The sequence below is a fragment of the Brucella lupini genome (genome assembly GCF_002252535.1).
GTDB lineage: Bacteria > Pseudomonadota > Alphaproteobacteria > Rhizobiales > Rhizobiaceae > Brucella > Brucella anthropi.
Map to the genome: position 1 here is coordinate 377,134 of NZ_NNRN01000062.1, position 23,798 is coordinate 400,931.

Consider the following 23,798-nt stretch of genomic DNA (forward strand, 5'->3'; position numbering starts at 1 on the left):
CTCCCAATGCAATTCCGTCTTTATTCTTGAAGGAACGTTCCTGCTGGCAATGGATAATCTCGACTATTTATTGTACAAATCGAACACGATTGGAGGGTAAGTGTCGGATAATTTTGTTCCAACATACGAGCTTTATGGAGAAGAAAGCGAGCAGAAGCCGGATTTTTGGCTACACTGCGAGACGCTTTTCTCGCGATCAAGTTTGCATAATTTCGAAATTTCGTTGCATCGTCACGAGAGCTTCTTTCAGCTTTTATATATTGAAGGGGGTACGGGGCAGGTGAGCTTCGATGGCGCCATCCACCCCTTTCAAACGCCATGTGCCATTATGGTGCCACCCGGTTTTAATCATGGGTTTGCATTCTCTCGAGATATAGTGGGGCACATTGTAACGATTTTGAGCCCTCATATGCCGTTTATTGGAGACGGTTCTGGGGGCGTTATGGCGAAGTGGTTGATGCAGCCTCAACTTATATTGATGAAAGGAGCGGGCAACGAGAATCTGGCGTTACTTTCCTCTCTTCTGCGGCAAGTACAAGATGAGTTTCACACGAGAAAACCATATAAAAACAGTCTGCTGGAATCTCTTGTTCAAGCCGCATTCGTCTATGTTCTACGGCACGCTTATTCTTCGAAGCTCGTGGAGCAGGAAGACCGCCAGATATATGGGCATGCTCGTATTGAGCGCTTGCAGGAACTGATCGACCGTCATTACCGAGAACACAGGCCTGTTTCATTTTATGCGAAACTGTTGGGTGTTTCATCAACGCATCTCAACCGGACTGTCAAACAACTGACAGGAAGGACGACACAAGACATGGTTGCAAGCAGGCTGATTGAGACGGCCAAGCGCGATTTGATAGCCATGCCATCGTCGGTGCAACATATCGCCTACAGCCTTGGCTTTTCAGATCCCGCATATTTTTCACGCTTTTTCCTGAAGATGACGAGTGAAACACCCCGTACATTCCGTTTGAGGGAGCGCGAGCGTCTGGCCGCTCTGGATTCATCATCATAGAATAAATTGGATTTTTCATTCTCTGCGGTCATCTCAGCAAATTGCGTAGATCCAACTGGACTTGAAGCATTGCAGGCAGGAAGCGTTCCACAAGGTCAATTGTTTCGACATGTGCCACGGGTGCCCCGATGTTGAGCGCCGCAACTACTAAACCTCGATGATTGAAAACAGGAACAGCGATGGAGCGTAGTCCGATCTCCAGTTCCTGATCGTTAATTGCATAACCTTGACCACGAATAATGGAGAGTTCTGTCATCAGCGGGGCAATTTCCACCTTTGTAAATGGTGTCAAAGCTTTCCGTTCAGTGCGCTCGAGAAGCACCTGAGCCTCGGGTTCATGAAGCCAGGCCAGAAGCACACGCCCCATCGAAGCACAGTAGGCTGGAAGCCTGCTTCCCGCCATCAAGTTGATGGAAATCACGCGCATTTGTGAGGCGCGCGCGATGTAAACAATTTCCGTTCCATCCAGAACGGATGCGGATGCGCTCTCTCCTACGGCATCAGAGAGCCGGTCCAGATGCGGCTGGATAATTGTCGGCAATGGCGTCGAAGATAGATAGGCATGCCCGAGCCGAAGAATTTTGGGCAGAAGCATGAAGAACTTGCCGTCATACTCAGCATATTCGAGCTCGGTTAGTGTCAGCAGGCACCGTCGTGCGGTTGCACGATCGAGACCAGTTATTTTTGAAACGTCCGCTATTGAAAGACGTGGTTGGTCTTCACCGAACGCTTCGATGACCTTCAATCCCTTTGCAAAACCTCCGATGAAATCTGTTTCGCGCATGAAATCCCTCTCAATTTGAGTAGATAATTTGTGCGATATATGAACAAATGTCAATTATCGCACAAAATGTTTGACCCTTTGCCGACGAGGTGGCTAACTCCAGTGCGATTGCGACCGGACGCTCAAGCACGAAGCTCGAACGCTCTGGTATGGAGGTAAAATGGACAAGACAATCGGAAGTCTGGCCGAGGCTGTTGCCGGAATAGGCGATGGCGCTACGGTCATGATCGGGGGGTTCGGTGGCTCAGGCGCGCCAATAGAATTGATCCATGCCCTGATCGATAAGGGGCCGAAGAACTTGACGGTGATCAACAATAATGCGGGCAATGGGCGCATCGGCATCGCGGCAATGATTGATGCCGGGATGGTTCGCAAGATGATCTGTTCATTCCCGCGGTCTTCCGATCCGCGCGCTTTCACGGACAAATATATTGCCGGTGAAATCGATCTGGAACTTGTACCGCAAGGAACGCTTGCTGAGCGTATCCGGGCAGGTGGCGCTGGTATCCCGGCGTTCTACACGCCGACAGCCTATGGCACGGAACTCGCCGAAGGCAAGGTAATAGCTGAATTTGATGGACGACCTTATGTGCAGGAGCGTTGGCTGAAAGCTGATTTTGCGCTCATTAAAGCGCATCTTGGCGATACGCACGGCAATCTGACCTACCGCATGGCTGCGCGTAATTTCAATCCACTCATGTGTATGGCTGCTGCAAGGACGATTGTTCAGGTATCGGAAATCGTTCCGCTCGACGGCATTGAGCCGGAAAATATCATCACGCCGGGTATCTTCGTCGACAGTGTCGTTGAAGTTGCAAATCCGCAGCAAGAAGAAGAGCTCATTCGTGCTGGAGTGACCTACGTATGATGATTGATATTCATGATGACATCAAACTGTCCAACGCCCAGATCGCATGGCGCGCCGCGCAGGATATTCAGGATGGTGCCTATGTAAATCTTGGAATTGGCTTTCCCGAAATGGTCGCCCGCTATCAACCGGAAGGACGCGAAGCGATTTTTCACACGGAAAATGGCGTTCTGGATTTCGGTGAAGCGCCGCCAGCAGGTGAGGAAGACTGGGACCTGATCAATGCTGGCAAGAAGGCTGTTACGCTAAAGCCCGGCGCGGCATTTTTCCATCATGCCGATAGTTTCGCGATGGTGCGCGGCGGACATCTCGATGTCGCGATTCTCGGCGCCTATCAGGTTGCCCAGAACGGTGATCTCGCCAATTGGCGTGTTGGCGCCAAAGGCGTGCCCGCAGTGGGCGGTGCGATGGATCTGGTACATGGTGCGAAGCAAGTTGTCGTCATCACCGAGCATGTAACGAAGAAGGGTGAACCGAAGCTGGTTGAAAAGTGCACTTTTCCGCTAACCGGCGTCGCATGTATCACCCGCATCTATACCAGCCATGCTGTGATCGATATCGACAAGGGGCGTTTCGTGTTGCGTGAAAAGCTGGCCGCCATGACGCTGGAAGACCTTCAAGCCATGACCGGCGCAAAGCTGCATGTCGACGGCCCGGTCGCCGATCTCGTTGTTCCCGAATTGTGAGACCATGTAATGAGTGAAGCCTATATCTGCGATTACATTCGCACTCCCATTGGTCGTTATGGCGGCGCGCTTTCTTCCGTGCGTGCCGACGATCTCGGCGCCATTCCGCTGAAAGCGCTTATGGAGCGTAATGGTTCCGTCGATTGGGAAGCTGTCGACGATGTGATTTTTGGCTCGGCCAATCAGGCGGGGGAAGACAACCGCAATGTTGCGCGCATGTCGCTGCTTCTGGCCGGGCTGCCGGTAGGAGTGTCTGGAACGACGATCAACCGTCTCTGCGGTTCCGGGATGGATGCAGTCATAACGGCTGCACGCGCTATCAGGGCTGGTGAGGCGGAACTGCTCGTTGCTGGCGGTGTGGAGAGCATGAGCCGCGCCCCCTTTGTCATGCCTAAGGCCGACATTGCATTTTCACGCAAGGCGGAAATCTTCGATACCACAATCGGCTGGCGGTTCATCAACCCTTTGATGAAGAAACAGTATGGTGTCGATTCTATGCCTGAAACGGGTGAAAATGTTGCCGAAGATTTCAACGTCTCGCGGCAGGATCAGGACGCTTTTGCACTTCGCAGTCAGGAAAAGGCGGCAGCCGCGCAAGCCAATGGACGCCTTGCAAAGGAAATCGTTGCGGTCACGATCTCGCAACGCAAGGGCGATCCGGTCGTTGTCGTTAAGGATGAACACCCTCGCGCCACGAGCCTGGAAGCACTGGCGAAGTTGGGCACACCCTTTCGTGAGGGGGGCACTGTGACGGCGGGTAACGCTTCCGGTGTCAATGATGGAGCTGCCGCGCTTATCATCGCATCTGAAGCAGCCATCAAGAAATACGGCCTCACACCGATTGCCCATATTATGGGCGGCGCCACGGCGGGTGTTCCTCCGCGCATCATGGGTATTGGTCCCGCTCCGGCGACAAAGAAACTATCTGCACGTATTGGTATCGCACCCGATGCATTCGATGTGATTGAACTGAACGAAGCATTTGCGTCGCAGGGACTGGCAGTGTTGCGCGATCTTGGAATTGCTGATGACGATGAACGCGTCAATCCGAACGGTGGTGGTATTGCGCTCGGGCATCCGCTCGGCATGTCCGGGGCGCGTATCGCGGGTACGGCGGCGCTCGAACTCGCGCTCAATGGCGGCAAATACGCTCTTGCAACGATGTGCATCGGCGTCGGGCAGGGGATCGCCATTGCGCTGGAACGCGTCTGACAATAACTAGATCACATATCCGGGTGCTTTCCCGCCCGGATTTGTCACATCTAGCTGGGCAGATACTACTTTTGCATTGTTGGGCGACTACAATATTGCCCACGACTACCGATCAAGTTAGCATGACCTCATTACACAACGGCGGGAACAACCCGCCGAACCAAAATGGGGAACATGTCGATGAAAATTGCTCGCCTTGCCCTGATGGGCGGACTCCTCGCAACCGCACTTTATACTGGCTCCGCTGCTGCTCGCGACCTGACGGTCGTGTCTTGGGGTGGCAACTATCAGGACGCCCAGCGTGAAATTTACTTCAAACCTTTTTCCGAGAAGACCGGCAAACCTTTGCTAGATGAATCCTGGGACGGTGGTTACGGCGTCGTTCAGGCGAAGGTGAAAGCAGGAAAACCCAACTGGGATGTCGTGCAGGTAGAAGCCGAAGAACTTGCTCTCGGCTGTGCTGACGGTCTTTACGAGAAGATTGATTGGGACAAGGTTGGCGGCAAGGACAAGTTCCTCGACAGTGCGGTCAATGATTGCGGTGTAGGGGCAATCGTGTGGTCGACAGCAATCGCCTATAATGCGGACAAGCTGAAAGATGGCCCACAATCCTGGGCTGATTTCTGGGATGTGAAGAAGTTTCCAGGCAAGCGCTCCTTGCGTAAGGGTGCCAAGTATACGCTTGAATTCGCTCTCCTCGCCGACGGGGTCAGCAAGGATGAGGTCTATGATGTGCTCTCAACCCCGGAGGGCGTGGATCGCGCGTTCAAAAAACTTGATGAATTGAAGCCGAATATCGTCTGGTGGGAAGCAGGGGCACAACCACTGCAATTGCTGGCCTCGGATGAAGTTGTGATGGCATCAGCTTATAATGGGCGCATCACGGGCATAAACAGGAGCGAAGGCAAGAACTTCAAGGTGGTCTGGCCGGGCAGCATTTATGCTGTCGATAGCTGGGTGATCCTGAAAGATGCCGAGAACAAGGATGCAGGGCTGGATTTCATTGCTTTTGCCAGCCAGCCCGACAATCAGGTGAAGCTGCCGAAATATGTCGCTTACGGTCTGCCGAACAAGGAAGCTGCAAGCAAGGTGCCTGCGGAATTCGCATCGGATCTTCCAACGGCGGAAGCCAATCTGAAAGACGCCCTTCCTCTTAACGTGGATTTCTGGATCGATAATTCCGAAGAGTTGACGAAGCGCTTCAACGCCTGGCTGGCGCAATAATTCACAGTCATGGCCCCGTCGGTGCAATATCGGCGGGGTTTCCCTGTTTTCCGGAAGATGGAGTGATTCATTGACGGACTGCCGCATCCGCTTCGAGAATATCAGCAAATCCTACGGTGATTTCAAAGTTATAGATGGTTTGAACCTCGATATTGATCGAGGTGAATTCGTGAGCCTTCTTGGTCCTTCCGGTTCAGGCAAGACGACGCTTTTGATGATGCTTGCCGGGTTTGAAAGTCCAAGCAGTGGAGCAATCCATGTCGATGGCAAGGCAATCAATACGGTTCCTTCATACAAGCGCAACATGGGAGTGGTTTTTCAGAACTACGCGCTTTTCCCCCATATGACAGTTGGCGAGAATGTCGCCTTTCCGCTTCAGATGCGAGGTGTTGGGAAAGCAGAGATTGGCAAGCTGGTGGATAAGGTGCTCGATATGGTTCAGCTCTCCACAATGCGTGAACGCAAGCCATCGCAACTCTCTGGCGGACAGCAACAACGCGTGGCGCTCGCCCGTGCACTGGTTTTCGAGCCGGGCGTGGTCCTGATGGACGAGCCGCTTGGCGCGCTCGACAAGCAGCTGCGTGAACAGATGCAACTTGACATTCGTGCGTTGCATGGCCGGTTAGGACTGACGATTGTCTTTGTCACCCATGATCAAAGCGAAGCGCTGACTATGTCGGACCGGATCGCTGTCTTCAACAAAGGAAAAATCGAACAGATTGGCACGCCGCGTGCAATTTATGATGAGCCGCAGACCCGTTTCGTCGCCGAATTTATAGGCGAAACCAATCTTGCTGAAGGAACGGTCGAGCGGGTGGAAGGTACGAGCGCTTTCATTCGTCTGAAGGATGGCGGCACACTAACCGCATCATCGAAGGGAACGTTGGGGGCGGGACAGAAAGTTCTTCTGTCCATCCGGCCCGAGCGCATCGAACTGGGCGGGGAAGGTGGTTCAGACAATCTTCTTAAAACACGTGTGATCGACAGTGTCTATCAAGGGGACCATCTGCGTATCCAGCTGGATGCCAGTGCTCATGACTTTATTGTGCGTCTTGACAGGAAAGCGCGTGAATGGGCGGCTGGAACAGATGTCGTAGCGGGGTTCAATGCTGCTGATTGCTGGACTATTGCAGCATGACGGTTCCATTCGGCAAAACTGTCCGAGCGATATTTCTGATCGCGCCCCTGCTTGTTTTCATTGTCTTGTTTTTTCTGTGGCCACTTGGGGTGATGATGAAACAGGCCGTGTCCGATACGGCGGTTTTGCGTGTTCTCCCCCAGACCGCCGAGGCTGTAACTCTTTGGGACGGACAATCGGCTCCATCACCTGAAATGAAACAGGCGCTCGTGGCAGACCTGAAGGCTTCGACCGACCAGCAGGCCGTAGGCGACATGGTCCGCCGCTTGAACAGCGCCCAATCGGGCTTTCGTACCTTGATGAGCAAAACACTTTCAGCCATCGAGAAGGGCGATCCTGTTCCTGACCTGGAAATGATCGACAAACGATGGAGCCGACCGGAGTTTTGGCATGCTATTGCGAATGCGCTTTCACCAACAACTGATCGCAACCTGCTCGCGGCGGTCGATATGGAGCGCGATACATCCGGAGAAATTGTTTCAATGGCGCCCGGTACATCGGCCAACCGGGCGATTATGCTGCGCACGTTCTGGATTGCCGCGCTGGTGACACTTGCCTGTGCAATAATTGGCTATCCCTATGCCGTCTTGCTCACATCATCCTCAGGCTGGATCAGGAGTGTGCTTTTTGCGGCAGTTCTGTTGCCGTTGTGGACATCATTGCTGGTGCGTACTGCTGCCTGGTTCATCCTTCTACAGGATAAGGGACTTATCAACGATACGTTGATCTGGCTTGGCGTCACCGATGGACCGCTACCGTTGATCTTCAACAGGGCAGGGGTAGTGATAGCCATGACCCATGTACTTTTGCCGTTCATGGTGCTGCCGATTTATAGCGTTCTTGTATCGATCCCGAGCAATCTCATGCCGGCTGCTGCATCGCTCGGCGCACCGCCTTGGAGGGCTTTCGTGCGGGTACTACTGCCTTTAAGTATGCGTGGCATCCTGTCTGGCATGCTGCTCGTGTTCATGAGCGCTATTGGCTACTATATAACTCCGGCTCTGATCGGTGGACCGGGCGACCAGATGATAAGCTCGATCATCGCCTATTACGCAACCGGTTCGGCCAACTGGGGTATGGCTGGTGCATTGGGGCTCGTGTTGCTCGTCGCCTGTCTCGTACTCTATGCCGTTTACGGACGGCTCACCGCTGACGAGCGGGGGAGAGCATGAACATGGGGCGTTTCGCGAAAATCCTGTTCGGTGTGGCCGCGGTGGTCTTTTTGATTGCTCCGCTGTTTGCAATTCTTCCACTTGCATTCACATCCAGCGTGTTTCTGACCTATCCAGTGCCCGGCTGGTCAGTGCGCTGGTTTGAAGAACTCGCCACGGCGGATGTCTGGCGGCGCGCAATCGTCAACAGCCTTATTATCGGATCAGGAACAACGATTTTGGCGACTGTGCTGGGAACGATGGCAGCACTTGGCCTGCGCAGCAGGATTTTGTTTCTTTCAGGCCCCATTAAAACTTTGTTCCTGTTGCCCATGGTCGTTCCCGCCGTGGTTATGGGCGTCGGTATGCAGCTATTGTTTGTCCGGCTCGGAATAGCGAATTCCTATCTCGGTGTGATTGTTGCGCATACAGTGATTTCGATCCCCTTTGTTCTGGTGAGCGTTACGGGTGCTCTGGCAGGTATCGACCGCCGTGTTGAATTGGCAGCCGAAAGCCTTGGCGCATCGCCTCTGACAGTTTTTCGTAAAGTCACACTTCCGCTCGCCATGCCGGGCATCGCGTCTGGTGCAGTATTGGCGTTCGCGACTTCATTGGACGAGGTTGTGCTGACGCTGTTCGTCGCTGGTCCAAATCAGCGTACTTTGGCACGCCAGATGTTTTCGACAATTCGAGAAAATATCAGTCCGGCTATCGCTGCCGCAGCATTTTTGTTCATCGCAGGCACCGTGCTTTTAGGCCTTGCGGCGATGCTCTTTCGCCGAAAGCGCTCCAGTGGAGCAATCTCCATCTGATAGGTGCGAGGGATCTCGTTTGCTGCCGTACTAATCTTTGTGCCTCAGCGATCGATCCGCGTCGAAAGGATGATGGATGACATCGTGCGCTCAACGCCTTCCAGCGCGCCTATACGATCCAGAACGGCGTCGAGTTCCTGTATAGAAGGAGCTTCCACAACGGCGATCATATCGAAATGCCCGCTGACGGAATGGAGCGAGCGAACGGCCATCATGCCGCGCAGAACTGTTTCGACTTTGGGCGCGAGCTTGGGTAGTGCGGTCACCAGTACATGAGCGCGAACCAGATCACGCTCGAATTCCGGTGCGATTCGTACCGTGTAGCCCTCTATAACTCCGCGTTTCTCAAGCTTTTCGATGCGGCTTTGGACAGTAGTTCGGGACACTCCGAGGCGCCGTGCGAGGTCAGCTGTCGAGGCGCGGGCATTTTCACGGAGGAGGGCGATGAGGGTAAGATCGGCTTCTGTCGTCATAATGCATATTAAATACGTCAATATGTGCAAACAAACAACGTCATATCGTCAGTTTGTATGCTTCTTTTTGCATAGAACTATGCGATTCTTGCATATCCGAATTGCATTCCAAGGGGAAAGTTATATGAAAGAGATCGTAGTTGTCGGCGCAGGCAAAATCGGTGCCACCATTGCCGATCTTCTCGCTTCCACAGGCGAGTATGCCGTTACCGTTGTCGACCGCTCTCAGGCGCAGCTCGATGCACTGGAATCGGGCGCAGAAGTCAAGACGCAGGCGCTTGATATTGAAGATGCCAAGGCTCTTGAAACTGCTCTGACCGGAAAGTTCGCTGTACTCAGCGCCGCTCCATTCCATCTGACGACCCGTATCGCCGAAGCTGCTGCTAAGGCAGGTGTTCATTATCTCGACCTGACCGAAGATGTTGCCAGCACACGCCGCGTCAAGGAACTGGCGAAGGAAGCCAAGACCGCTTTCATTCCGCAATGTGGCCTTGCTCCTGGATTCATCTCCATCGTTGCCTATGATCTGGCGAAGCGTTTCGACAAGCTCGACAGCGTTCGTATGCGCGTTGGCGCTCTGCCGCAGTACCCTTCGAATGCTCTGAACTACAATCTGACCTGGAGCACCGACGGCGTCATCAACGAATATATCGAGCCGTGCGAAGCCATCGTGAATGGCGAGCTGAGCGAAGTTCCTGCTCTCGAAGAACGCGAAGAGTTCTCGCTCGACGGCGTTACCTACGAAGCTTTCAACACCTCCGGTGGCCTCGGCACGCTCTGCGAAACGCTGGAAGGCAAAGTTCGCACGCTCAACTACCGCACCATCCGCTACCCGGGTCACGTTGCGCTGATGAAGGCGCTCCTCAACGATCTCGGCCTGCGTCATCGCCGTGAAGTGCTCAAGGACATCTTCGAAAATGCCCTGCCGACGACTCTTCAGGACGTCGTGGTGATTTTTGTGACCGTTTCCGGCACCAAGAACGGCCGTCTGGTTCAGGAAACCTACGCAAACAAGGTTTATGCCGCTCCGGTTGGCAAGATCATTCGCTCGGGCATCCAGATTACCACGGCTTCGGCGATCTGCGCTGTGCTCGACATGCTGGCCAAGGGTGATCTTCCGCAGCAGGGCTTTATCCGCCAGGAAGACATTACGCTCGAAGCATTCCTTTCGAACCGCTTTGGCAAGGCATATGCACAAGAAGATCATTGCGCACGTATGGTTGCCTGATAGCTTCTGCCGCATGAATGCGGGGTCTGTTGCGCTGGTACGCAGCAGACCCTTTTTGCGTTTTGGTATTCAGTCAATCTGTCCTATCAAAGTCGCAATTGAATCGGATCGGGTTTAAGCGCATTGCCCAATCCAGACTGGCGGATGGATGTGCTACTCCGCCTTATGTGTGTCTACCGGCGCATCTTGACTGAGAACCGTTTCACAGTTCTCGGGTGCGCTTCTAAAGAAGTAGGAAAGTCATGTTGAAATCAGTTTTGCTGGCCGGTCTGGCCTCCGTCTTCCTCGCTTTGCCTGTTCAGGCAAAGGAATGGAAAGAAATCCGTATCGCCAGCGAAGGCGCATATCCGCCGTTCAACTACATGTCTCCAGATGGCAAGCTTGAAGGTTTCGATCTTGATATCGCAAATGCGCTTTGCAAAGCGATGGAAGCCAAGTGCACGATTGTCGCCAATGATTGGGACGGCATGATCCCGGGCCTGCAGGCCAACAAGTTCGATGCAGTCATCGCTTCGATGGCCATCACCGAAGAGCGCGAAAAGCAGGTTGCCTTCACCGAGCGCTATTACACGACGCCGCTTGCGGTTGTCGTGCCGAAGGATACGGATATGACTTCGCTCGATCCGTCGGCATTCGATGGAAAGACGGTTGGCGCACAGGCTGGCACCACGCAGGGCAACTATGCTGATGATGTCTACGGCAAGGCAGGCGCGGATGTGAAGCTTTACCCGACGGCTGACGAAGCCAATGCTGATCTCGAAAGCGGTCGTCTGGACGCGATCGCTGCCGACAAATTCCTCGCCGCAGATTGGCTGAAAAAGCAGGGCGCAAACTGCTGCAAGTTCCTTGGTGATATTCCGGGTTCTGAAACGAAGATCGCCGTTGCCCTGCGCAAGGGTGACGACGATCTGCGTGAACAGTTCAACGCCGCAATCAAGAAAATCCGTGACGACGGCACCTACGAAACGATCCGCAAGAAGTATTTCGATTTCGACATCTATTGATGTGACAAATTAGACTCCGGGCGTCTTCAAAACCTGCTTGCAGTGGAAGGCGTCCGGTGCTTCAGTCATGGCAAGCGCATGAAATCAGACGCTACCATTCGCGGGGGGTGCCCTGCCAATTACAACGATAACAAAGCAGTAAGGGGAATAGTTATGTTGAAAGCCATCCTATTTGCGGGCGTAGCATCTGTAATCGCTGCCTTGCCGGCGCAGGCCAAAGAATGGAAAGAAATCCGCATCGCCACCGAAGGTGCGTATCCACCTTTCAATTTCGTGGCGGCGGACGGTTCGCTTCAGGGACTTGATGTCGAAATAGCCAATGCCCTGTGCAAGGCGATGGATGCCAAGTGCACGATTGTTGCTAACGACTGGGACGGGATGATTCCCGGCCTGAAGTCGAACAAGTTCGATGCGGTCATTGCATCGATGAGCATCACGGAAGAGCGCAAGAAGGAAGTTGCGTTCACGGACAAATATTACTCCACACCACTTTCCGTTGCCGTGTCGAAGGATAGCCCGATCACATCGCTGGATGCCGAAGCATTCAAGGGAAAGTCGGTTGGCGCTCAGGGATCAACGACGCAGGGCAATTATGCGGAGGATGTCTACGGCAAGGCTGGCGCTGATGTTAAGCTTTACCCGACTGCCGACGAAGCCAATGCTGACCTGAAGAATGGGCGGCTTGATGCGGTTGTTTCCGACAAATTCCCGATTTCTGACTGGATCAAGGGCGATGGTGCGGATTGTTGCAAGCTTATCGGCGATATTCCCGGCACGCAGACCGATACCGGAATTGCGCTCCGTCAGGGCGATGACGATCTACGCGAACAGTTCAATGCGGCAATCAAGAAAATTCGCGACGATGGAACCTATGTCACGATCGTGAAGAAATATTTCGACTTCGACATCTACTGATTGCTTGTAAAAGATACAGCTCTTTGCTGTAAGCAACAACGCGCCGGCTGCAATCGGCGCGTTTATTTGTTTGGTTTGGTGGATGCCGGAAATGCCGATTCAGCAACAAGATGTCATCGTTCTGGGCGCCGGTATTGTTGGCGTGTCCACGGCACTACATCTGCAGGCGCGAGGTCGTTCTGTCTGCCTGATTGACAAAGGCGAGCCCGGAAATGGTACCAGTTTCGGCAATGCCGGTCTGATCGAGCGATCAAGCGTCATTCCCTATTCCTTTCCGCAAGGCTTCTGGACGCTCGTGCGGTACGGGATGAACCGTCGCTCAGACGTTCGCTACAGCCCGTTTTACATACCGAAGATGGCTCGCTGGCTGTTTCAATATTGGCGGGAATCGTCGCCAGAGCGGTTGATGACTGCCACGAATGCCATGCTGCCCTTGATTGAAGCGAGTGTTCGCGAGCATGATACTCTGGTAACCCAGTCGGGCAGTGAACGGTTGATCCGGTCGCAAGGATGGATCGAGGTGTTCCGGTCATCTTCTGCATTCGACGCAGCAGTGCGCCGTTTGCCCGGTTTGCAGCACTTCAAACTGTCTTATGATATTCTGGATGCGGCAGCCTTGCGCCAGCGTGAACCGTCGCTTGGCGATGTGGCTGGTGGCATTCACTGGCTTGACCCCAAGACTGTTGTGAACCCGGGTGGGCTGGTTAAAGCCTACGCTGATCTGTTCCACAGGAATGGCGGCGTCGTTGCTCACGGAGATGCTGTTAGCCTGGCACAGAATGAGAGTGGCTGGCAGGTGACGACGGAGGAGGCGGTCGTCCATGCGCGCGATGTTGTCGTGGCGCTTGGTCCGCAATCCGGCCTCATCTTCCGAAAATTCGGCTATCCGGTCCCGCTTGGCATCAAGCGTGGTCATCATCTTCATTTCACCATGAAGGATGGCTCGCGGCTCGGTCATACAGTGGTGGATGAAGAAGCGGGCTATGTTCTTGCCCCAATGGTGCAGGGTGTGCGGCTGTCGACAGGCATAGAGTTCGCTTCACCGGATGCGCCTGCCAACTATATACAGCTCAAGAAGGACGAGAAAATAGCGCGCAAGCTTGTGCCCCAGTTGGGAGACGCCATCGAAACGACGCCGTGGCTTGGATTGCGCCCTTGCTTGCCGGATATGCGTCCCGTTATTGGGGCGGCGCCAAAACATAAGGGACTATGGTTCAATTTCGGCCATGCTCATCACGGTTTGACGCTTGGACCTGCGACAGGGCGTTTGCTTGCTGAGATGCTTGTCGGAGAAGAACCGTTTGTCGATCCGAAACCTTATTCGGCTGAAAGGTTTCTATAGTTTTATCTAAAACTTTCGTGACAGGCTTGTCAGTTACGGAAGAGTGGGGCTATCAATTGGCCCCATTCTCATATCGCGCAGTTGCGAACAATCGATCCGGAAAATTCTCGTGAAAATGAAGCCTTTGGGCCGTACCGGCCTTACTGTCACTGAAATTTGCCTCGGCACCATGACCTGGGGTGTACAGAATACCGAGTCCGATGCTCATGAGCAGCTCGACATTGCTCTCGATGCTGGTATCAATTTTATTGATACTGCCGAGGGATATGCCATTCCGATGAGTCCAGAAAGCTATGGCAAGACAGAGACCTACATTGGCAGTTGGTTCAAGAAATCTGGAAAACGTGACAAGATCGTACTGGCGAGCAAGATCGCCGGTGGCGGTAGGCAGAAGTGGATTCGAGACGGCGCCAGGCCAAGCCGAACCAGTGTTCGCGAGGCGGTGGAGAACAGTCTGAAACGGCTTCAGACGGACTATATTGACCTCTATCAGGTCCATTGGCCGATGCGTGCACACTACCATTTTGGCCAGAGCTGGAGCTTCGATCCGTCCAACACGGATTGTGCGGCAGAAACTCAACAGATGCATGATGTTCTGCTCGGGCTCGGAGACATGGTTCGCGACGGAAAGATCAGGCATATCGGTCTTTCCAATGAGACAGCCTGGGGAACGATGCAGTGGCTTCGGTTGGCGGAGCAGCACAGTCTGCCACGCATCGCCTCAATCCAGAACGAATATAGTCTTCTGCAGCGCCAGTTCGATTTTGACATGGCAGAGCTGGCGCTCTGCGAAGACGTTGGACTGCTTGCTTATTCGACGCTTGCAGCTGGCGTTCTGACCGGGAAATATCTGGGCGGCAGGTTGCCCGCCGGTTCGCGCGCGGTCATTTCCGAAGGCGGCATCTGGCGGAACAATGTTCACTCAGAGCCCGCAATTCGCGCCTATATCGATGTTGCGAAGAAGCACGGTCTCGACATCGCCCAGATGGCGATTGCCTTTACACTGACACGCCCGTTTATGACCTCGGCCATCATAGGTGCAACGACTGTAGATCAGTTGAAGACCGATATCGCGGCCCATCAAGTCAAACTGTCGGAAGATGTCCTGACTGATATCGAAAAGGTTTACAGGCAGTATCCGCGTCCGCTTTAGAGCCGAGAGGGCGTATAGAGAGCCTGCCGACTGGCAGGCTTTTTCTATCCGGCAAGATAAATTTCGTGTTTGACGATCCATTGATCGATTGGTGTCTCGCTTGAAGAACTGACGATCACCATTCGGTCGAAGCGTAGATTGCGACCAGCAAGTGATCTTGCTAGGCGAGTCATCTCTGTTGCGCGCGAAGCTCGATCAGCAACGCCATAGGCAAGCGAAACATGTGGAAGGAAAGTCGAGATGTCGTTCTCTCCAGATATACCCAGTGAATCCTGTTTCAGTGCCATGAGTGCAGGTGTTTTCTGCAGCGTGGCGTAGAAAGAGCGGAAATAAGCCTCGGTTCCGGTCACGTTCTCAATGAGAACATCCAGAGGTTTGCGACCGACCGCAAGGCTGAGCACCAGCGGCAGCAGTTCGTCTGCCGAGCGTTTCATATCGGGTACAAGTGTCGCATGTGGTTCAAATACGGGCGAAGCAAAGTGGCCAGCCAGTTCTGCAACGATGGATTCCAGAAATTTGAGGTCATCGCGTGCAGGACGCAACCAGATGGAGTGGAAAGTCATTGATTTGGCATCCCTCGAACGCCGCGTTCGTTTTTAAGTGGCCTGACGCTGTTCCGCAATATGAGCGGTAGTTCGAGCACAACTGTCTGAGGCAGCGCATTTGGTGCGGCCTGTCTCTCGTCAAGCAGACGGATGATTTCGGCGGAAAGGCGTTCAGCATTCTGATCGAATGTTGTCAGCCGGTAGGCCCCCCAGCGTGCTTCCGTGACATTATCGAAGCCGATAACCGAAATATCGTCAGGAATAGAGAGATTGAAGACATCGCGTGCGCAGTCCATCAGGCCGAAAGCCATAAGGTCGTTGACGCAAAACACGCCTTCGACGCGCTCTTGCTCGCCGAGGAGTAAGGAGGCCGCGCCGTAGCCGCCGTCATAGTCGGTCAGGTCACCGCGCTGTACGCTGACGCTCAATCCAAGGCTTTTGCCTTTGGCGATGAAAGCTTCCTCACGTTCAATCAGATTGAGACTACCGACATTCGACGTTATGAGGCCAAGCTTTTTCATGCCTCGTGCCGCGAAAATTTCGACAGCCGTTTCGGCGGCTAGTCGATTGTTGATGTGAATATGATCGGCTCCCTCTTCGGTTCGTCCGACGAGGATCAGGGTCTGGCCGTTTCGTTGGGCAAGATCGACAAATGACGACGAGGGCATGCCGGAAAGAACTACCGTCGCTTCGGCACGATAGCGCAACAGCGTTTCGTGGGCCGCAGAGAGGTTTTCTCCATGCTGGCCGGTCGGGATCAACACCGGCACACTGCCACGTGCTGCAAGTCGACGGGAAAGCGCTGCAATCTGGCGGGAGCGAAAAGGACTATCCGGGTCTGCCGCAATCATTCCGACGATACGACTGCGATTGGCAAGAAGACCGCGTGCAAGATCGTTGACCTGATAACCCAGCTTTTCGGCAGCTTTCAGCACTTTCTCGCGTGTTGAGGGCGAAACACTGGCGCCAGGCGTAAAGGTTCGGGACACAGCGGAGCGTGACACGCCTGCCTCGAGCGCGACTTCGTGCGCGCTGATGAACCGTGGCTGGTTATCCGCGCTGTCCTGTTCTCGCTGTATTTCTTTATCTGGCATTTTATCGCCCTACTTTTGAAAGGACATCGGCCCTGAGGAAGCGCTCGACCACGAACATGAAGGCAATTGATGGCACCAGCAATATCAATGCGCTGATCGACGCGATTTGATAATTGCCGCCGGAACTCGCTGTATAAAGCAGTAAGGGCAGGGTGGAAATATCAGGGGCGCCAACGAAATAAGTGCCGGTAAACTCATCGAGCGATTCAAGAAAGACAAAGATCGCGCTTGCAAGCAAACCCGGTGCGGCTATTGGCAGGGTGATGTCGAAGAATGTCTTGAGGGCGGAAGCGCCCATTGAGCGCGCCGCTTCTTCAAGCTCCCGATCAATTGCCGAAAACGCTGCCGTGGCGATCCAGACGGCATAGACCAGACCATGAGTGACATGCACCAGAACGACGCCTGTGATCGTACCATTCAGGCCGAAAGAGTAGAACATCTGCGCGATGTTTACGTAAACGGGCAGGTTTGGAAAAGCTTGCGGGATCAGCAGCGTCAGTAGGATCAGCCCGCGAAACGGCAGTTTCAGGCGTGCCAGAGCATAACCGGCGGGAATGGCGAGGCCGAGTGAAACGATCACTGTCAGGCCTGCAATAAGAAAGCTTGTGCCAAGTGACGAGAGCGCATTGCCGCGAGGCGAAAACACATTCGCCCAGAAAGAGAAACCATACTGAAGCGGCAGTGTGTGTGGGAAATACCAACGCTCAGCTACAGCCCACAGAAGCAGGTTGGCGAGCGGCCCGAAAATCGCGAAGGCGAGCAGACCAAGCAATATGCCACGCGGTATCCAGCGCCAGTCGATGATGTTGCTCATTGGCCGTGTTCCTTCATGGTCTGGCGCAGGTAAACCCAGGCGACGAGGCTGGTCATGAGGAGCGAGATCGTACCCAATGCATTTGCGACGCCGTAATCCCCATAAGCATTGATACGGAATGCCATGTTTGCCGTGATCATCGTTGGTGATTGGGCGTTGATCATCAAAGGAACGGACAAGACGGACATCATGGTGACAAAGCTCAGTATCAACCCCACGAGCAGCGTTTGGCGGACTTGCGGCAGAACAATCTCAATGAGAATGCGCAGCCGCCCGGCACCAAGATTGCGAGCGGATTCAATCGTGCTGCGATCGATGGATGCCATGGCACCTGCCAGTAGCAAGGTGACGAATGGCGTCTGTTTCCAGACGAATGCAATGACGATGCCACGCCAGTCGAGAAAGCTCATTGCCTGCAGTGGGGTTAGGAGCCCAGTTTCAATGAGCAGGCTGTTCATCAACCCGTTTTTGGCTAGGAAGGTGCGAAGTATCTGACCAACCACGATGAAGGGGATGAAAAGCGGCCAGCGATAGAGCCAGCGCAGGACAGTGACAGCGCGCGGGTTGGAGCCGAGCGTCAGGTAACCGCCGATGGCGATGGAAAATAATGCAATCAGCAGGGACGACAGTGTAACGATGACAAAGGTGAAGATGATGTCGCTGGAATAAAGTTCGAATGCTTTGGTGAAATTGCCGGTTCCCCATTCCCCGGAAACATTGAAAGCTCCGGTGATCGCTCCGAAAAGCGGTACGATGAACAGTAATAGGACGATCGCCAGTGCCGGCGCGACAAGAAGAATACCTGTCAGTCGATGCGACATTCGAAACCTCATGACAATGTGGAGTGCCGGACACGCTCGTGGTGCCTTGATTGCATATCCGGCATCAACATCGGGGCGCTTTGCATGTAACCAAGTTCGTCAAAGCGCTCCAATAGGAGGCAGGATTGTTGAGCTTAATTGCCGACCTGACGCTCATAAGCTTCCAGAATCGCAGTGTTATAAGGTGCGATCGGGAAAGGCTTGCCGTATTTAGCAAGCTCGTCCGGCGAAATGTCGGTGAAGAGCTTTTTCCAGGTGTCGCCGTCCAGCTCTGCCTTGACATGGTCGGCATCGATGCCCGGATACCAGTTGAAGCGCTTCACGATACCTTCGGCCTGCACTTTCGGGCTCGTCGCCAATGCGACAAATTTTTCGGCCAGTTCCTTATGCGCGCTTTTTTCCGGGATCACATAATGCATCGGCTGACCGGGCATGCCGGGAGCTGGTAGGACAAGTTTCATTTCCGGCGGAAGCTGTCCATTCGCCTTCCACGAATAGAACATGTCCACCCATACTGGTCCCATCGCGATTTCGCCACGGCTCAACATGTCGAGCGTGCCTGCATTGCCTGGGGTGAGGGTGGCGTTCTTTGTAAAGTCCTTTAGCGAAGCAAACGCCTTGTCCCAGTTCTTCGCTTCGCCCTCTTCGAATGGACCCTTCATCAGCTTGTCTGCGTCGCCACCATAAGCATAGATCCAGCCCATAACAAAGCTCACGCCCGATGCGCCACCCTTGATGCCGTTATAGCCGAATTGCTTTGGGTTTTCCTTGGCCCATGCGACGAGCTCGTCATAACTCTTTGGCGGATTGGCAACGAGTGCAGGATTGTAGGCAAGTGCGGTCTGGCTGTTGAACATCGGCATGACGTAGCCGTCGACATCCGTACCGAGCGCCATTTTCGCATTATCGCGCGTCACCAGCTTACCGCTGTCGATTTTGCCGCGATAATTTTCGAGGAACTTCGCCGTTACCATCGGTCCGACGAATTTCTCGTGGACGACGGCGACGTCGGTGTCCCATTTTTCCACGCCAGCCTTGGACTGGGCTTCGAAACGCTCGAGAACCTTCTGCGAACCCGCATCGCCGGGACCTGTTCCCACAACGCGAACGGTCGTTCCGGGATTTTCCTTCTCGAACAACGGTCCGAGATACTGATTGATATAGTCAACCATGTTCTGGTCACCTGCCGTGATGACGGTAAGCTCATCGGCGGTGGCGGGTGCAACGGTGAGACCAATTGCCATTGCCGCGTTCAGGATAGTTCTCATGAAAAGGACTCCTGTATGAAACCGGGATTTCCGGTCTTTTGATTGAAAGCAGATGCAGTGCATCCAGTGGCGTCTATCGGGAATGGTGTCATTCACGGGCACGAAAATGCCCGTGAAAACGATCTTGAAACGGGGTGCCCCGTTTTGGTGCGGGAAAGACGGCGAGGTCAATGTGCACAGCTGTGCACGATCAAGTCCAACGTGAATTGCGTATTTCGTTGATCTCTAGTCTCCCATTAACTCAATGACGCATCATCAGCACACTGACGAAAAGACGGCAGGCGCCTGACTATTTGTCGAACAGAAACAGGGCGTGTTCAGGTATGTGGATTTCAACATTGGCGCCGGGCTGATGACTTTCCTGAGCGTCGACCATGATGTGCCGATCCCCGACGCGGATCATGTGTCTCCAGAGGCCACCGGGATAGCTGGTCTGCTCCACCGTGCCGTTGAGGGCTAATTCGGACGTCGGGGAGTTCCGATCAACTCCCGGCTTGGTGAGACAGGCTGCTTCGCTGCGGAAACGAGCCGATGCCATGCCATCGGACAGATTTCGGCGTCCTGCCGAAATCGTGCTCGCCTTGTTGTTGGCGCCTGCCGCGATCTCGATACGGTCGGCTTTGATCTGGATTGGTACTTCGATCAGATTCTCAGCGCCCATAAATGCCGCGACGAAATCCGAGGCGGGGTGGTTGTAAACTTCTTCTGGAGCGCCTGCCTGTGCGATTTCGCCATTATTGAGAATGACGATACGGTCGGCCATGACCATGGCTTCTTCCCGGTCATGCGTTACGTGAACAGCTGTAATGCCGAGACGGCGCTGCAAAGCGCTGATCTCATGGCGAACCGATAGTCTGATGCGTGCATCGAGATTGGAGAGCGGCTCATCGAGAAGCAGGATGTCAGGCTGAATGGCGAGGGCGCGCCCGAGGGCGACGCGCTGGCGTTGTCCGCCGGAAAGGGCGGCAGGTTTGCGCTCCAGCAAAGCATCCAGCCCCAGCAGGCGAGCAACTTCATCAACCTTCTGCTTGATGGTCTCCTTCGTCGTGCCACGAATACGCAGACCATAACCCATGTTCTGCGCGACAGTCATATGCGGCCAGAGCGCGTAAGACTGGAAGACAAGGGCCATTCCGCGTTTATCTGGGGGCAATTTGGTGACGTCTCTGCCGTCTACACGGATCGCGCCGTTGGACGGCATGTTGAAGCCTGCAATCGCACGCAGCAGGGTTGTCTTGCCGCACCCAGACGAGCCGAGAAGCGCGACGAACTCACCCTTCTTGACGGATAGATTTACGCCTTTGAGAACTTCATTGTTGCCATAACGAACGCGCGCGTCCGCCACCTCCAAAAACGTTGGCATAAGCGTCTCCTCCCCAGGATCGCCGGCTGATTTTATTTTTTCTGCACAGCCGTGCAAATTGGATTGAAGCATCTTTAAGCCACCTCGACAAGCCGCAAAAGTGAAATTGCGCTGAAAAAACTATCTTCAGTTCCATTTTGGAACGTCGTCTAGGCGCTATTTAGCGAGAATTTATAACAGCTGTATGACGTAAAGACGAAGACGTGGACAGCTTTGCAAAGCTGTCCACGTCGCACGCAAGCAGGTCTGACGGAGAGTGTACAGGACCCAGCTTGTTATGAAGCGTTCAGTCAAACTTCTTCTGCACGTTCTTCGAACTTGGCATTTCTCCGGGAAGAGTAGATGAACGCGGCGAGAAACATTGCGGTCATTAGCAGAACGATTGTTGGAGCGGGCGCGCTGTCGATGAAAAAAGCCAGATAGACACCGAAGAAGGATGCGGTGACCGCAATTGTTACGGCGAGCAGCATCATGGTGCTGAATTTGCGTGTGAGCAGAAACGCAATTGCACCGGGCGCAATCAACATGCCGATAGCCAGAATGATGCCTACGGCCTTCAAAACGCCGACAATCGTTAGCGAAATCAGGCAAAGCAAACCGTAATGCAGCAGGCGGACCGGTAAACCGACGGCTCTGGCTTGCGCCGGATCGAAAGCGTGCAGCAGGAAGTCGCGCCATTTGACGACAAGAATGCCAGCGGTCAGTGCGGCGATAATGGCCGTTTCGATGAGGTCGGACAATGTTATTCCGAGCATGTCGCCGAACAGGATATGATCGAGATGCACTGTCGAGCGGATCGCAACATAAAGAACCAGGCCAAGACCGAACATGCCGGAGAATACGATGCCCATCACCGTATCCTGCTTGATGCGGCTGTTTTCGGTGAGGTAGCCGGTTGCAAGGGCGCAGGCCATGCCCGCTACGAAGGCTCCGATACCGAAGGGTATTCCGATAATATAGGCGACAACGACACCCGGAAGAACCGCGTGGCTGATAGCGTCACCCATCAATGACCAGCCCTTGAGGACCAGAAAGCACGACAGCAATGCTGTTGGTATCGCGATGAGCACGGAAATAGCCAGTGCATAGCGCATGAACTCGAACTGAAACGGTGAGGCCAGCATATCCAGAATGGTCATTGCTGGAATTCCCTTAGAGCGATTGCCGCTTTGCGGCGTGCGGCCAGCAGCCCATGCTTTGGAGCAAGCAGAAATACACTGAGGAAGACAAGCGTCTGGAGAACCACGATGATGCCTCCCGTCGCACCGTCCAGAAAATAGCTTACATAGGCTCCTGAGAAGCTTGTGACGGAGCCGATAGCAACAGCAATCCAAAGCAGTCGCGAAAACCGGTCTGTCAGTAGATATGCGGTTGCACCGGGCGTTACCACCATACAGATGACGAGAAAGGCACCAACCGTCTGCATCGCGGCGACAGTCGATGCCGACAGCAATGTGAAGAACATGATCTTCAACAGATTGGGCTTGAGACCGATCGAACGCGCATGGTTTTCATCGAAGAACACTACCATCAGATCTTTCCACTTTAAAAGAAGTAGCGACAGGGAAACGAAGCCGATGATTGCCAGTTGTAGAGTATCTTCCGGTGTGATGGCGAGGATATTGCCGAGAACGATGGTCTGAATGCTGACGGCCGTCGGCTTCAACGAGATCATGAAGAGGCCAAGTCCGAAGAATGACGAGAAGATCAGACCGATGATAGCATCTTCCTTCAGCTTTGTACGTTGGTTGAGAAAGAGCATCGCTGCTGCGGCGAGACCGCCAGAGAAAAATGCGCCGATGGAGAAGGGGAGGCCAAGCATATAAGCACCCGCAACGCCAGGGACGATGGAATGGGATAGAGCGTCGCCAATCAGCGACCAACCTTTCAGCATGAGATAAGCCGAAAGAAAGGCACATACCCCGCCCACCAGCGCCGAAACCCACATCGCATTCAGCATGTAGCTATAACTGAACGGCTCAAGTAATACGGTCATTGTTCCTGACTCCGTTTGCGGGTCGCGGAGTCTTCGTTCTCATAAACAACAAACGGGCGCTCATCGTCAGTTATGACGCTGACGGCGCCTCGTCCTGCACCGCTAGTCTCGCCGAGTACAAGATGGCGCAGCACGCCGCCGAAAGTCTTTTCGAGGTTCTCTTGTGTGAAAACCTCCGCAGTCGGCCCGTAACCGAGAACTGTTCGTTTCAGTAATACGGTTCGGTCGCAGAATTCGGGAACACTGCCAAGATTGTGGGTCGAGACCAGCATGACGCGCCCCTCATCTCGCAAACTGCGAAGAAGTGTGACGATTGCTTCTTCGGTCTTCACATCTACGCCAGTGAAGGGTTCATCCAGAAGAATGACGCGCCCGTCTTGTGCGAGCGCTCGCGCAAGAAATACCCGTTTCTTTTGCCCGCCTGAAAGCTCACCGATCTGTCGATGACGAAATTCGAGCATATTCACGCGATCAAGCGCTTTTTCTACGGCTTCTTTGTCGGCGCGGCGCGGGATGCGCATCATGCCCATATGGCCGTAGCGACCCATCATGACGACATCTTCAACGAGAACCGGAAAGTTCCAGTCGACGTCCTCACTTTGCGGGACGTAAGCCACTAGGTTCTTCTTGAGCGCGGCCCCAACCGGCATTCCGAGAATAGATATTTCGCCCTTGGCTAGTTTGACAAACCCCATAATCGCTTTGAACAGGGTCGACTTGCCGGATCCGTTGACGCCGACAAGCGCTGTAATCGTTCCGGTTGGGGTCGTAAAACTTGCATTGTGTAAAGCCGTATGGCCGTTTCGATACGTGACAGTTGCATTTCTCACATTGATACCGTCGACCGCGCTTTTATCCAGCATGGCGAAGGTATCTCCATGAAGGTCTA

General features: G+C 53.9%; 24 protein-coding genes. 13 read left to right on the forward strand and 11 right to left on the reverse strand.

Features of this window, described 5'->3' with window-relative positions:
* Window positions 1–100: 100 nt before the first annotated feature.
* Complete coding sequence (locus CES86_RS25180) at window positions 101–1,018, forward strand: helix-turn-helix domain-containing protein (protein WP_094515702.1); 918 nt, start codon at window positions 101–103, stop codon at window positions 1,016–1,018.
* Between the two features lie 28 nt (window positions 1,019–1,046).
* Here the strand turns inward: CES86_RS25180 and CES86_RS25185 are convergent, their stop codons facing one another.
* Window positions 1,047–1,802 carry an IclR family transcriptional regulator gene (locus tag CES86_RS25185; RefSeq protein ID WP_010658908.1) on the reverse strand — a complete coding sequence of 252 codons (756 nt, stop codon included), beginning with the start codon at window positions 1,800–1,802 and terminating at the stop codon, window positions 1,047–1,049.
* A 160-nt stretch (window positions 1,803–1,962) separates the two neighbouring features.
* On the opposite strand from CES86_RS25185, the gene CES86_RS25190 reads away from it, so the two are divergent.
* The 7 genes from CES86_RS25190 to CES86_RS25220 all read left to right on the forward strand — a co-directional run bounded on the left by CES86_RS25190 (window position 1,963) and on the right by CES86_RS25220 (window position 8,893).
* Window positions 1,963–2,670: a 3-oxoacid CoA-transferase subunit A gene (locus CES86_RS25190; RefSeq protein WP_012093095.1), complete on the forward strand. Its 708-nt coding sequence runs from the start codon at window positions 1,963–1,965 to the stop codon at window positions 2,668–2,670.
* Window positions 2,667–3,356 (forward strand): CoA transferase subunit B, encoded by a 690-nt coding sequence (locus tag CES86_RS25195; RefSeq protein ID WP_012093094.1) that lies wholly within the window; start codon window positions 2,667–2,669, stop codon window positions 3,354–3,356. The genes CES86_RS25190 and CES86_RS25195 overlap by 4 nt, the downstream gene beginning before the upstream one ends.
* 9 nt (window positions 3,357–3,365) lie before the next feature.
* Window positions 3,366–4,568, forward strand: coding sequence for a 3-oxoadipyl-CoA thiolase (gene pcaF, locus CES86_RS25200; protein ID WP_012093093.1), 1,203 nt, complete (start codon window positions 3,366–3,368; stop codon window positions 4,566–4,568).
* Window positions 4,569–4,748: 180 nt separating this feature from the next.
* Complete coding sequence (locus CES86_RS25205) at window positions 4,749–5,792, forward strand: ABC transporter substrate-binding protein (RefSeq protein ID WP_012093092.1); 1,044 nt, start codon at window positions 4,749–4,751, stop codon at window positions 5,790–5,792.
* A gap of 70 nt (window positions 5,793–5,862) precedes the next feature.
* Window positions 5,863–6,930 carry an ABC transporter ATP-binding protein gene (locus tag CES86_RS25210; RefSeq protein ID WP_012093091.1) on the forward strand — a complete coding sequence of 356 codons (1,068 nt, stop codon included), beginning with the start codon at window positions 5,863–5,865 and terminating at the stop codon, window positions 6,928–6,930.
* A complete protein-coding gene (locus tag CES86_RS25215) occupies window positions 6,927–8,102 on the forward strand; it encodes an ABC transporter permease (RefSeq protein WP_094515703.1) in 1,176 nt (391 codons plus the stop codon). The genes CES86_RS25210 and CES86_RS25215 overlap by 4 nt, the downstream gene beginning before the upstream one ends.
* Before the next feature lie 2 nt (window positions 8,103–8,104).
* On the forward strand, window positions 8,105–8,893 hold the full coding sequence (locus CES86_RS25220) for an ABC transporter permease (protein ID WP_094515704.1): 789 nt from the start codon (window positions 8,105–8,107) through the stop codon (window positions 8,891–8,893).
* Window positions 8,894–8,937: 44 nt separating this feature from the next.
* Here the strand turns inward: CES86_RS25220 and CES86_RS25225 are convergent, their stop codons facing one another.
* Window positions 8,938–9,366, reverse strand: a complete 429-nt coding sequence (locus tag CES86_RS25225; protein WP_012093088.1) for an Lrp/AsnC family transcriptional regulator — start codon at window positions 9,364–9,366, stop codon at window positions 8,938–8,940.
* Between the two features lie 124 nt (window positions 9,367–9,490).
* Here CES86_RS25225 and CES86_RS25230 point away from each other — a divergent pair, with 124 nt between their 5' ends.
* The 5 genes from CES86_RS25230 to CES86_RS25250 all read left to right on the forward strand — a co-directional run bounded on the left by CES86_RS25230 (window position 9,491) and on the right by CES86_RS25250 (window position 15,008).
* The gene (locus CES86_RS25230; protein ID WP_010658899.1) at window positions 9,491–10,594 is read left to right on the forward strand and encodes a saccharopine dehydrogenase family protein; all 1,104 of its coding nucleotides are present in this window, start codon (window positions 9,491–9,493) and stop codon (window positions 10,592–10,594) included.
* Window positions 10,595–10,836: 242 nt separating this feature from the next.
* Entirely contained in the window at window positions 10,837–11,598 is a 762-nt protein-coding gene (locus CES86_RS25235) for an ABC transporter substrate-binding protein (RefSeq protein WP_010658898.1), read from the forward strand.
* 153 nt (window positions 11,599–11,751) lie between these two features.
* Complete coding sequence (locus tag CES86_RS25240) at window positions 11,752–12,513, forward strand: ABC transporter substrate-binding protein (RefSeq protein ID WP_094515705.1); 762 nt, start codon at window positions 11,752–11,754, stop codon at window positions 12,511–12,513.
* Between the two features lie 91 nt (window positions 12,514–12,604).
* Entirely contained in the window at window positions 12,605–13,855 is a 1,251-nt protein-coding gene (locus CES86_RS25245; protein ID WP_012093087.1) for an NAD(P)/FAD-dependent oxidoreductase, read from the forward strand.
* 115 nt (window positions 13,856–13,970) lie between these two features.
* Window positions 13,971–15,008, forward strand: a complete 1,038-nt coding sequence (locus CES86_RS25250; RefSeq protein ID WP_094515706.1) for an aldo/keto reductase — start codon at window positions 13,971–13,973, stop codon at window positions 15,006–15,008.
* Window positions 15,009–15,052: 44 nt separating this feature from the next.
* Here the strand turns inward: CES86_RS25250 and CES86_RS25255 are convergent, their stop codons facing one another.
* The 9 genes from CES86_RS25255 to CES86_RS25295 all read right to left on the reverse strand — a co-directional run bounded on the left by CES86_RS25255 (window position 15,053) and on the right by CES86_RS25295 (window position 23,772).
* On the reverse strand, window positions 15,053–15,571 hold the full coding sequence (locus tag CES86_RS25255; RefSeq protein ID WP_094515707.1) for a haloacid dehalogenase: 519 nt from the start codon (window positions 15,569–15,571) through the stop codon (window positions 15,053–15,055).
* Window positions 15,568–16,647, reverse strand: coding sequence for a LacI family DNA-binding transcriptional regulator (locus CES86_RS25260; protein WP_094515708.1), 1,080 nt, complete (start codon window positions 16,645–16,647; stop codon window positions 15,568–15,570). The genes CES86_RS25255 and CES86_RS25260 overlap by 4 nt, the downstream gene beginning before the upstream one ends.
* A gap of 1 nt (window position 16,648) precedes the next feature.
* A complete protein-coding gene (locus tag CES86_RS25265; protein WP_094515709.1) occupies window positions 16,649–17,461 on the reverse strand; it encodes an ABC transporter permease in 813 nt (270 codons plus the stop codon).
* On the reverse strand, window positions 17,458–18,282 hold the full coding sequence (locus CES86_RS25270) for an ABC transporter permease (RefSeq protein WP_012093082.1): 825 nt from the start codon (window positions 18,280–18,282) through the stop codon (window positions 17,458–17,460). Before CES86_RS25270 ends, CES86_RS25265 begins: the two co-directional genes overlap by 4 nt.
* A 134-nt stretch (window positions 18,283–18,416) precedes the next feature.
* Window positions 18,417–19,550 (reverse strand): ABC transporter substrate-binding protein, encoded by a 1,134-nt coding sequence (locus CES86_RS25275; protein ID WP_012093081.1) that lies wholly within the window; start codon window positions 19,548–19,550, stop codon window positions 18,417–18,419.
* Between the two features lie 289 nt (window positions 19,551–19,839).
* Window positions 19,840–20,913: an ABC transporter ATP-binding protein gene (locus CES86_RS25280; RefSeq protein WP_094515710.1), complete on the reverse strand. Its 1,074-nt coding sequence runs from the start codon at window positions 20,911–20,913 to the stop codon at window positions 19,840–19,842.
* A gap of 290 nt (window positions 20,914–21,203) precedes the next feature.
* Window positions 21,204–22,052 carry a metal ABC transporter permease gene (locus CES86_RS25285; RefSeq protein ID WP_012093079.1) on the reverse strand — a complete coding sequence of 283 codons (849 nt, stop codon included), beginning with the start codon at window positions 22,050–22,052 and terminating at the stop codon, window positions 21,204–21,206.
* The gene (locus tag CES86_RS25290) at window positions 22,049–22,909 is read right to left on the reverse strand and encodes a metal ABC transporter permease (RefSeq protein WP_012093078.1); all 861 of its coding nucleotides are present in this window, start codon (window positions 22,907–22,909) and stop codon (window positions 22,049–22,051) included. Before CES86_RS25290 ends, CES86_RS25285 begins: the two co-directional genes overlap by 4 nt.
* Entirely contained in the window at window positions 22,906–23,772 is an 867-nt protein-coding gene (locus CES86_RS25295; RefSeq protein WP_012093077.1) for a manganese/iron ABC transporter ATP-binding protein, read from the reverse strand. The genes CES86_RS25290 and CES86_RS25295 overlap by 4 nt, the downstream gene beginning before the upstream one ends.
* Window positions 23,773–23,798 lie beyond the last annotated feature (26 nt).

Coding starts and splice junctions, on each gene's coding strand:
- CES86_RS25265 (WP_094515709.1), bottom strand. CDS start 17,461: ATGAGCAACATCATCGACTGGCGCTGGATACCGCGTGGCATATTGCTT.
- CES86_RS25245 (WP_012093087.1), top strand. CDS start 12,605: ATGCCGATTCAGCAACAAGATGTCATCGTTCTGGGCGCCGGTATTGTT.
- CES86_RS25250 (WP_094515706.1), top strand. CDS start 13,971: ATGAAGCCTTTGGGCCGTACCGGCCTTACTGTCACTGAAATTTGCCTC.
- CES86_RS25295 (WP_012093077.1), bottom strand. CDS start 23,772: ATGCTGGATAAAAGCGCGGTCGACGGTATCAATGTGAGAAATGCAACT.
- CES86_RS25185 (WP_010658908.1), bottom strand. CDS start 1,802: ATGCGCGAAACAGATTTCATCGGAGGTTTTGCAAAGGGATTGAAGGTC.
- CES86_RS25270 (WP_012093082.1), bottom strand. CDS start 18,282: ATGTCGCATCGACTGACAGGTATTCTTCTTGTCGCGCCGGCACTGGCG.
- CES86_RS25235 (WP_010658898.1), top strand. CDS start 10,837: ATGTTGAAATCAGTTTTGCTGGCCGGTCTGGCCTCCGTCTTCCTCGCT.
- CES86_RS25275 (WP_012093081.1), bottom strand. CDS start 19,550: ATGAGAACTATCCTGAACGCGGCAATGGCAATTGGTCTCACCGTTGCA.
- CES86_RS25205 (WP_012093092.1), top strand. CDS start 4,749: ATGAAAATTGCTCGCCTTGCCCTGATGGGCGGACTCCTCGCAACCGCA.
- CES86_RS25230 (WP_010658899.1), top strand. CDS start 9,491: ATGAAAGAGATCGTAGTTGTCGGCGCAGGCAAAATCGGTGCCACCATT.
- CES86_RS25280 (WP_094515710.1), bottom strand. CDS start 20,913: ATGCCAACGTTTTTGGAGGTGGCGGACGCGCGCGTTCGTTATGGCAAC.
- CES86_RS25225 (WP_012093088.1), bottom strand. CDS start 9,366: ATGACGACAGAAGCCGATCTTACCCTCATCGCCCTCCTCCGTGAAAAT.
- CES86_RS25195 (WP_012093094.1), top strand. CDS start 2,667: ATGATGATTGATATTCATGATGACATCAAACTGTCCAACGCCCAGATC.
- CES86_RS25215 (WP_094515703.1), top strand. CDS start 6,927: ATGACGGTTCCATTCGGCAAAACTGTCCGAGCGATATTTCTGATCGCG.
- CES86_RS25290 (WP_012093078.1), bottom strand. CDS start 22,909: ATGACCGTATTACTTGAGCCGTTCAGTTATAGCTACATGCTGAATGCG.
- CES86_RS25190 (WP_012093095.1), top strand. CDS start 1,963: ATGGACAAGACAATCGGAAGTCTGGCCGAGGCTGTTGCCGGAATAGGC.
- pcaF (WP_012093093.1), top strand. CDS start 3,366: ATGAGTGAAGCCTATATCTGCGATTACATTCGCACTCCCATTGGTCGT.
- CES86_RS25285 (WP_012093079.1), bottom strand. CDS start 22,052: ATGACCATTCTGGATATGCTGGCCTCACCGTTTCAGTTCGAGTTCATG.
- CES86_RS25255 (WP_094515707.1), bottom strand. CDS start 15,571: ATGACTTTCCACTCCATCTGGTTGCGTCCTGCACGCGATGACCTCAAA.
- CES86_RS25220 (WP_094515704.1), top strand. CDS start 8,105: ATGGGGCGTTTCGCGAAAATCCTGTTCGGTGTGGCCGCGGTGGTCTTT.
- CES86_RS25240 (WP_094515705.1), top strand. CDS start 11,752: ATGTTGAAAGCCATCCTATTTGCGGGCGTAGCATCTGTAATCGCTGCC.
- CES86_RS25260 (WP_094515708.1), bottom strand. CDS start 16,647: ATGCCAGATAAAGAAATACAGCGAGAACAGGACAGCGCGGATAACCAG.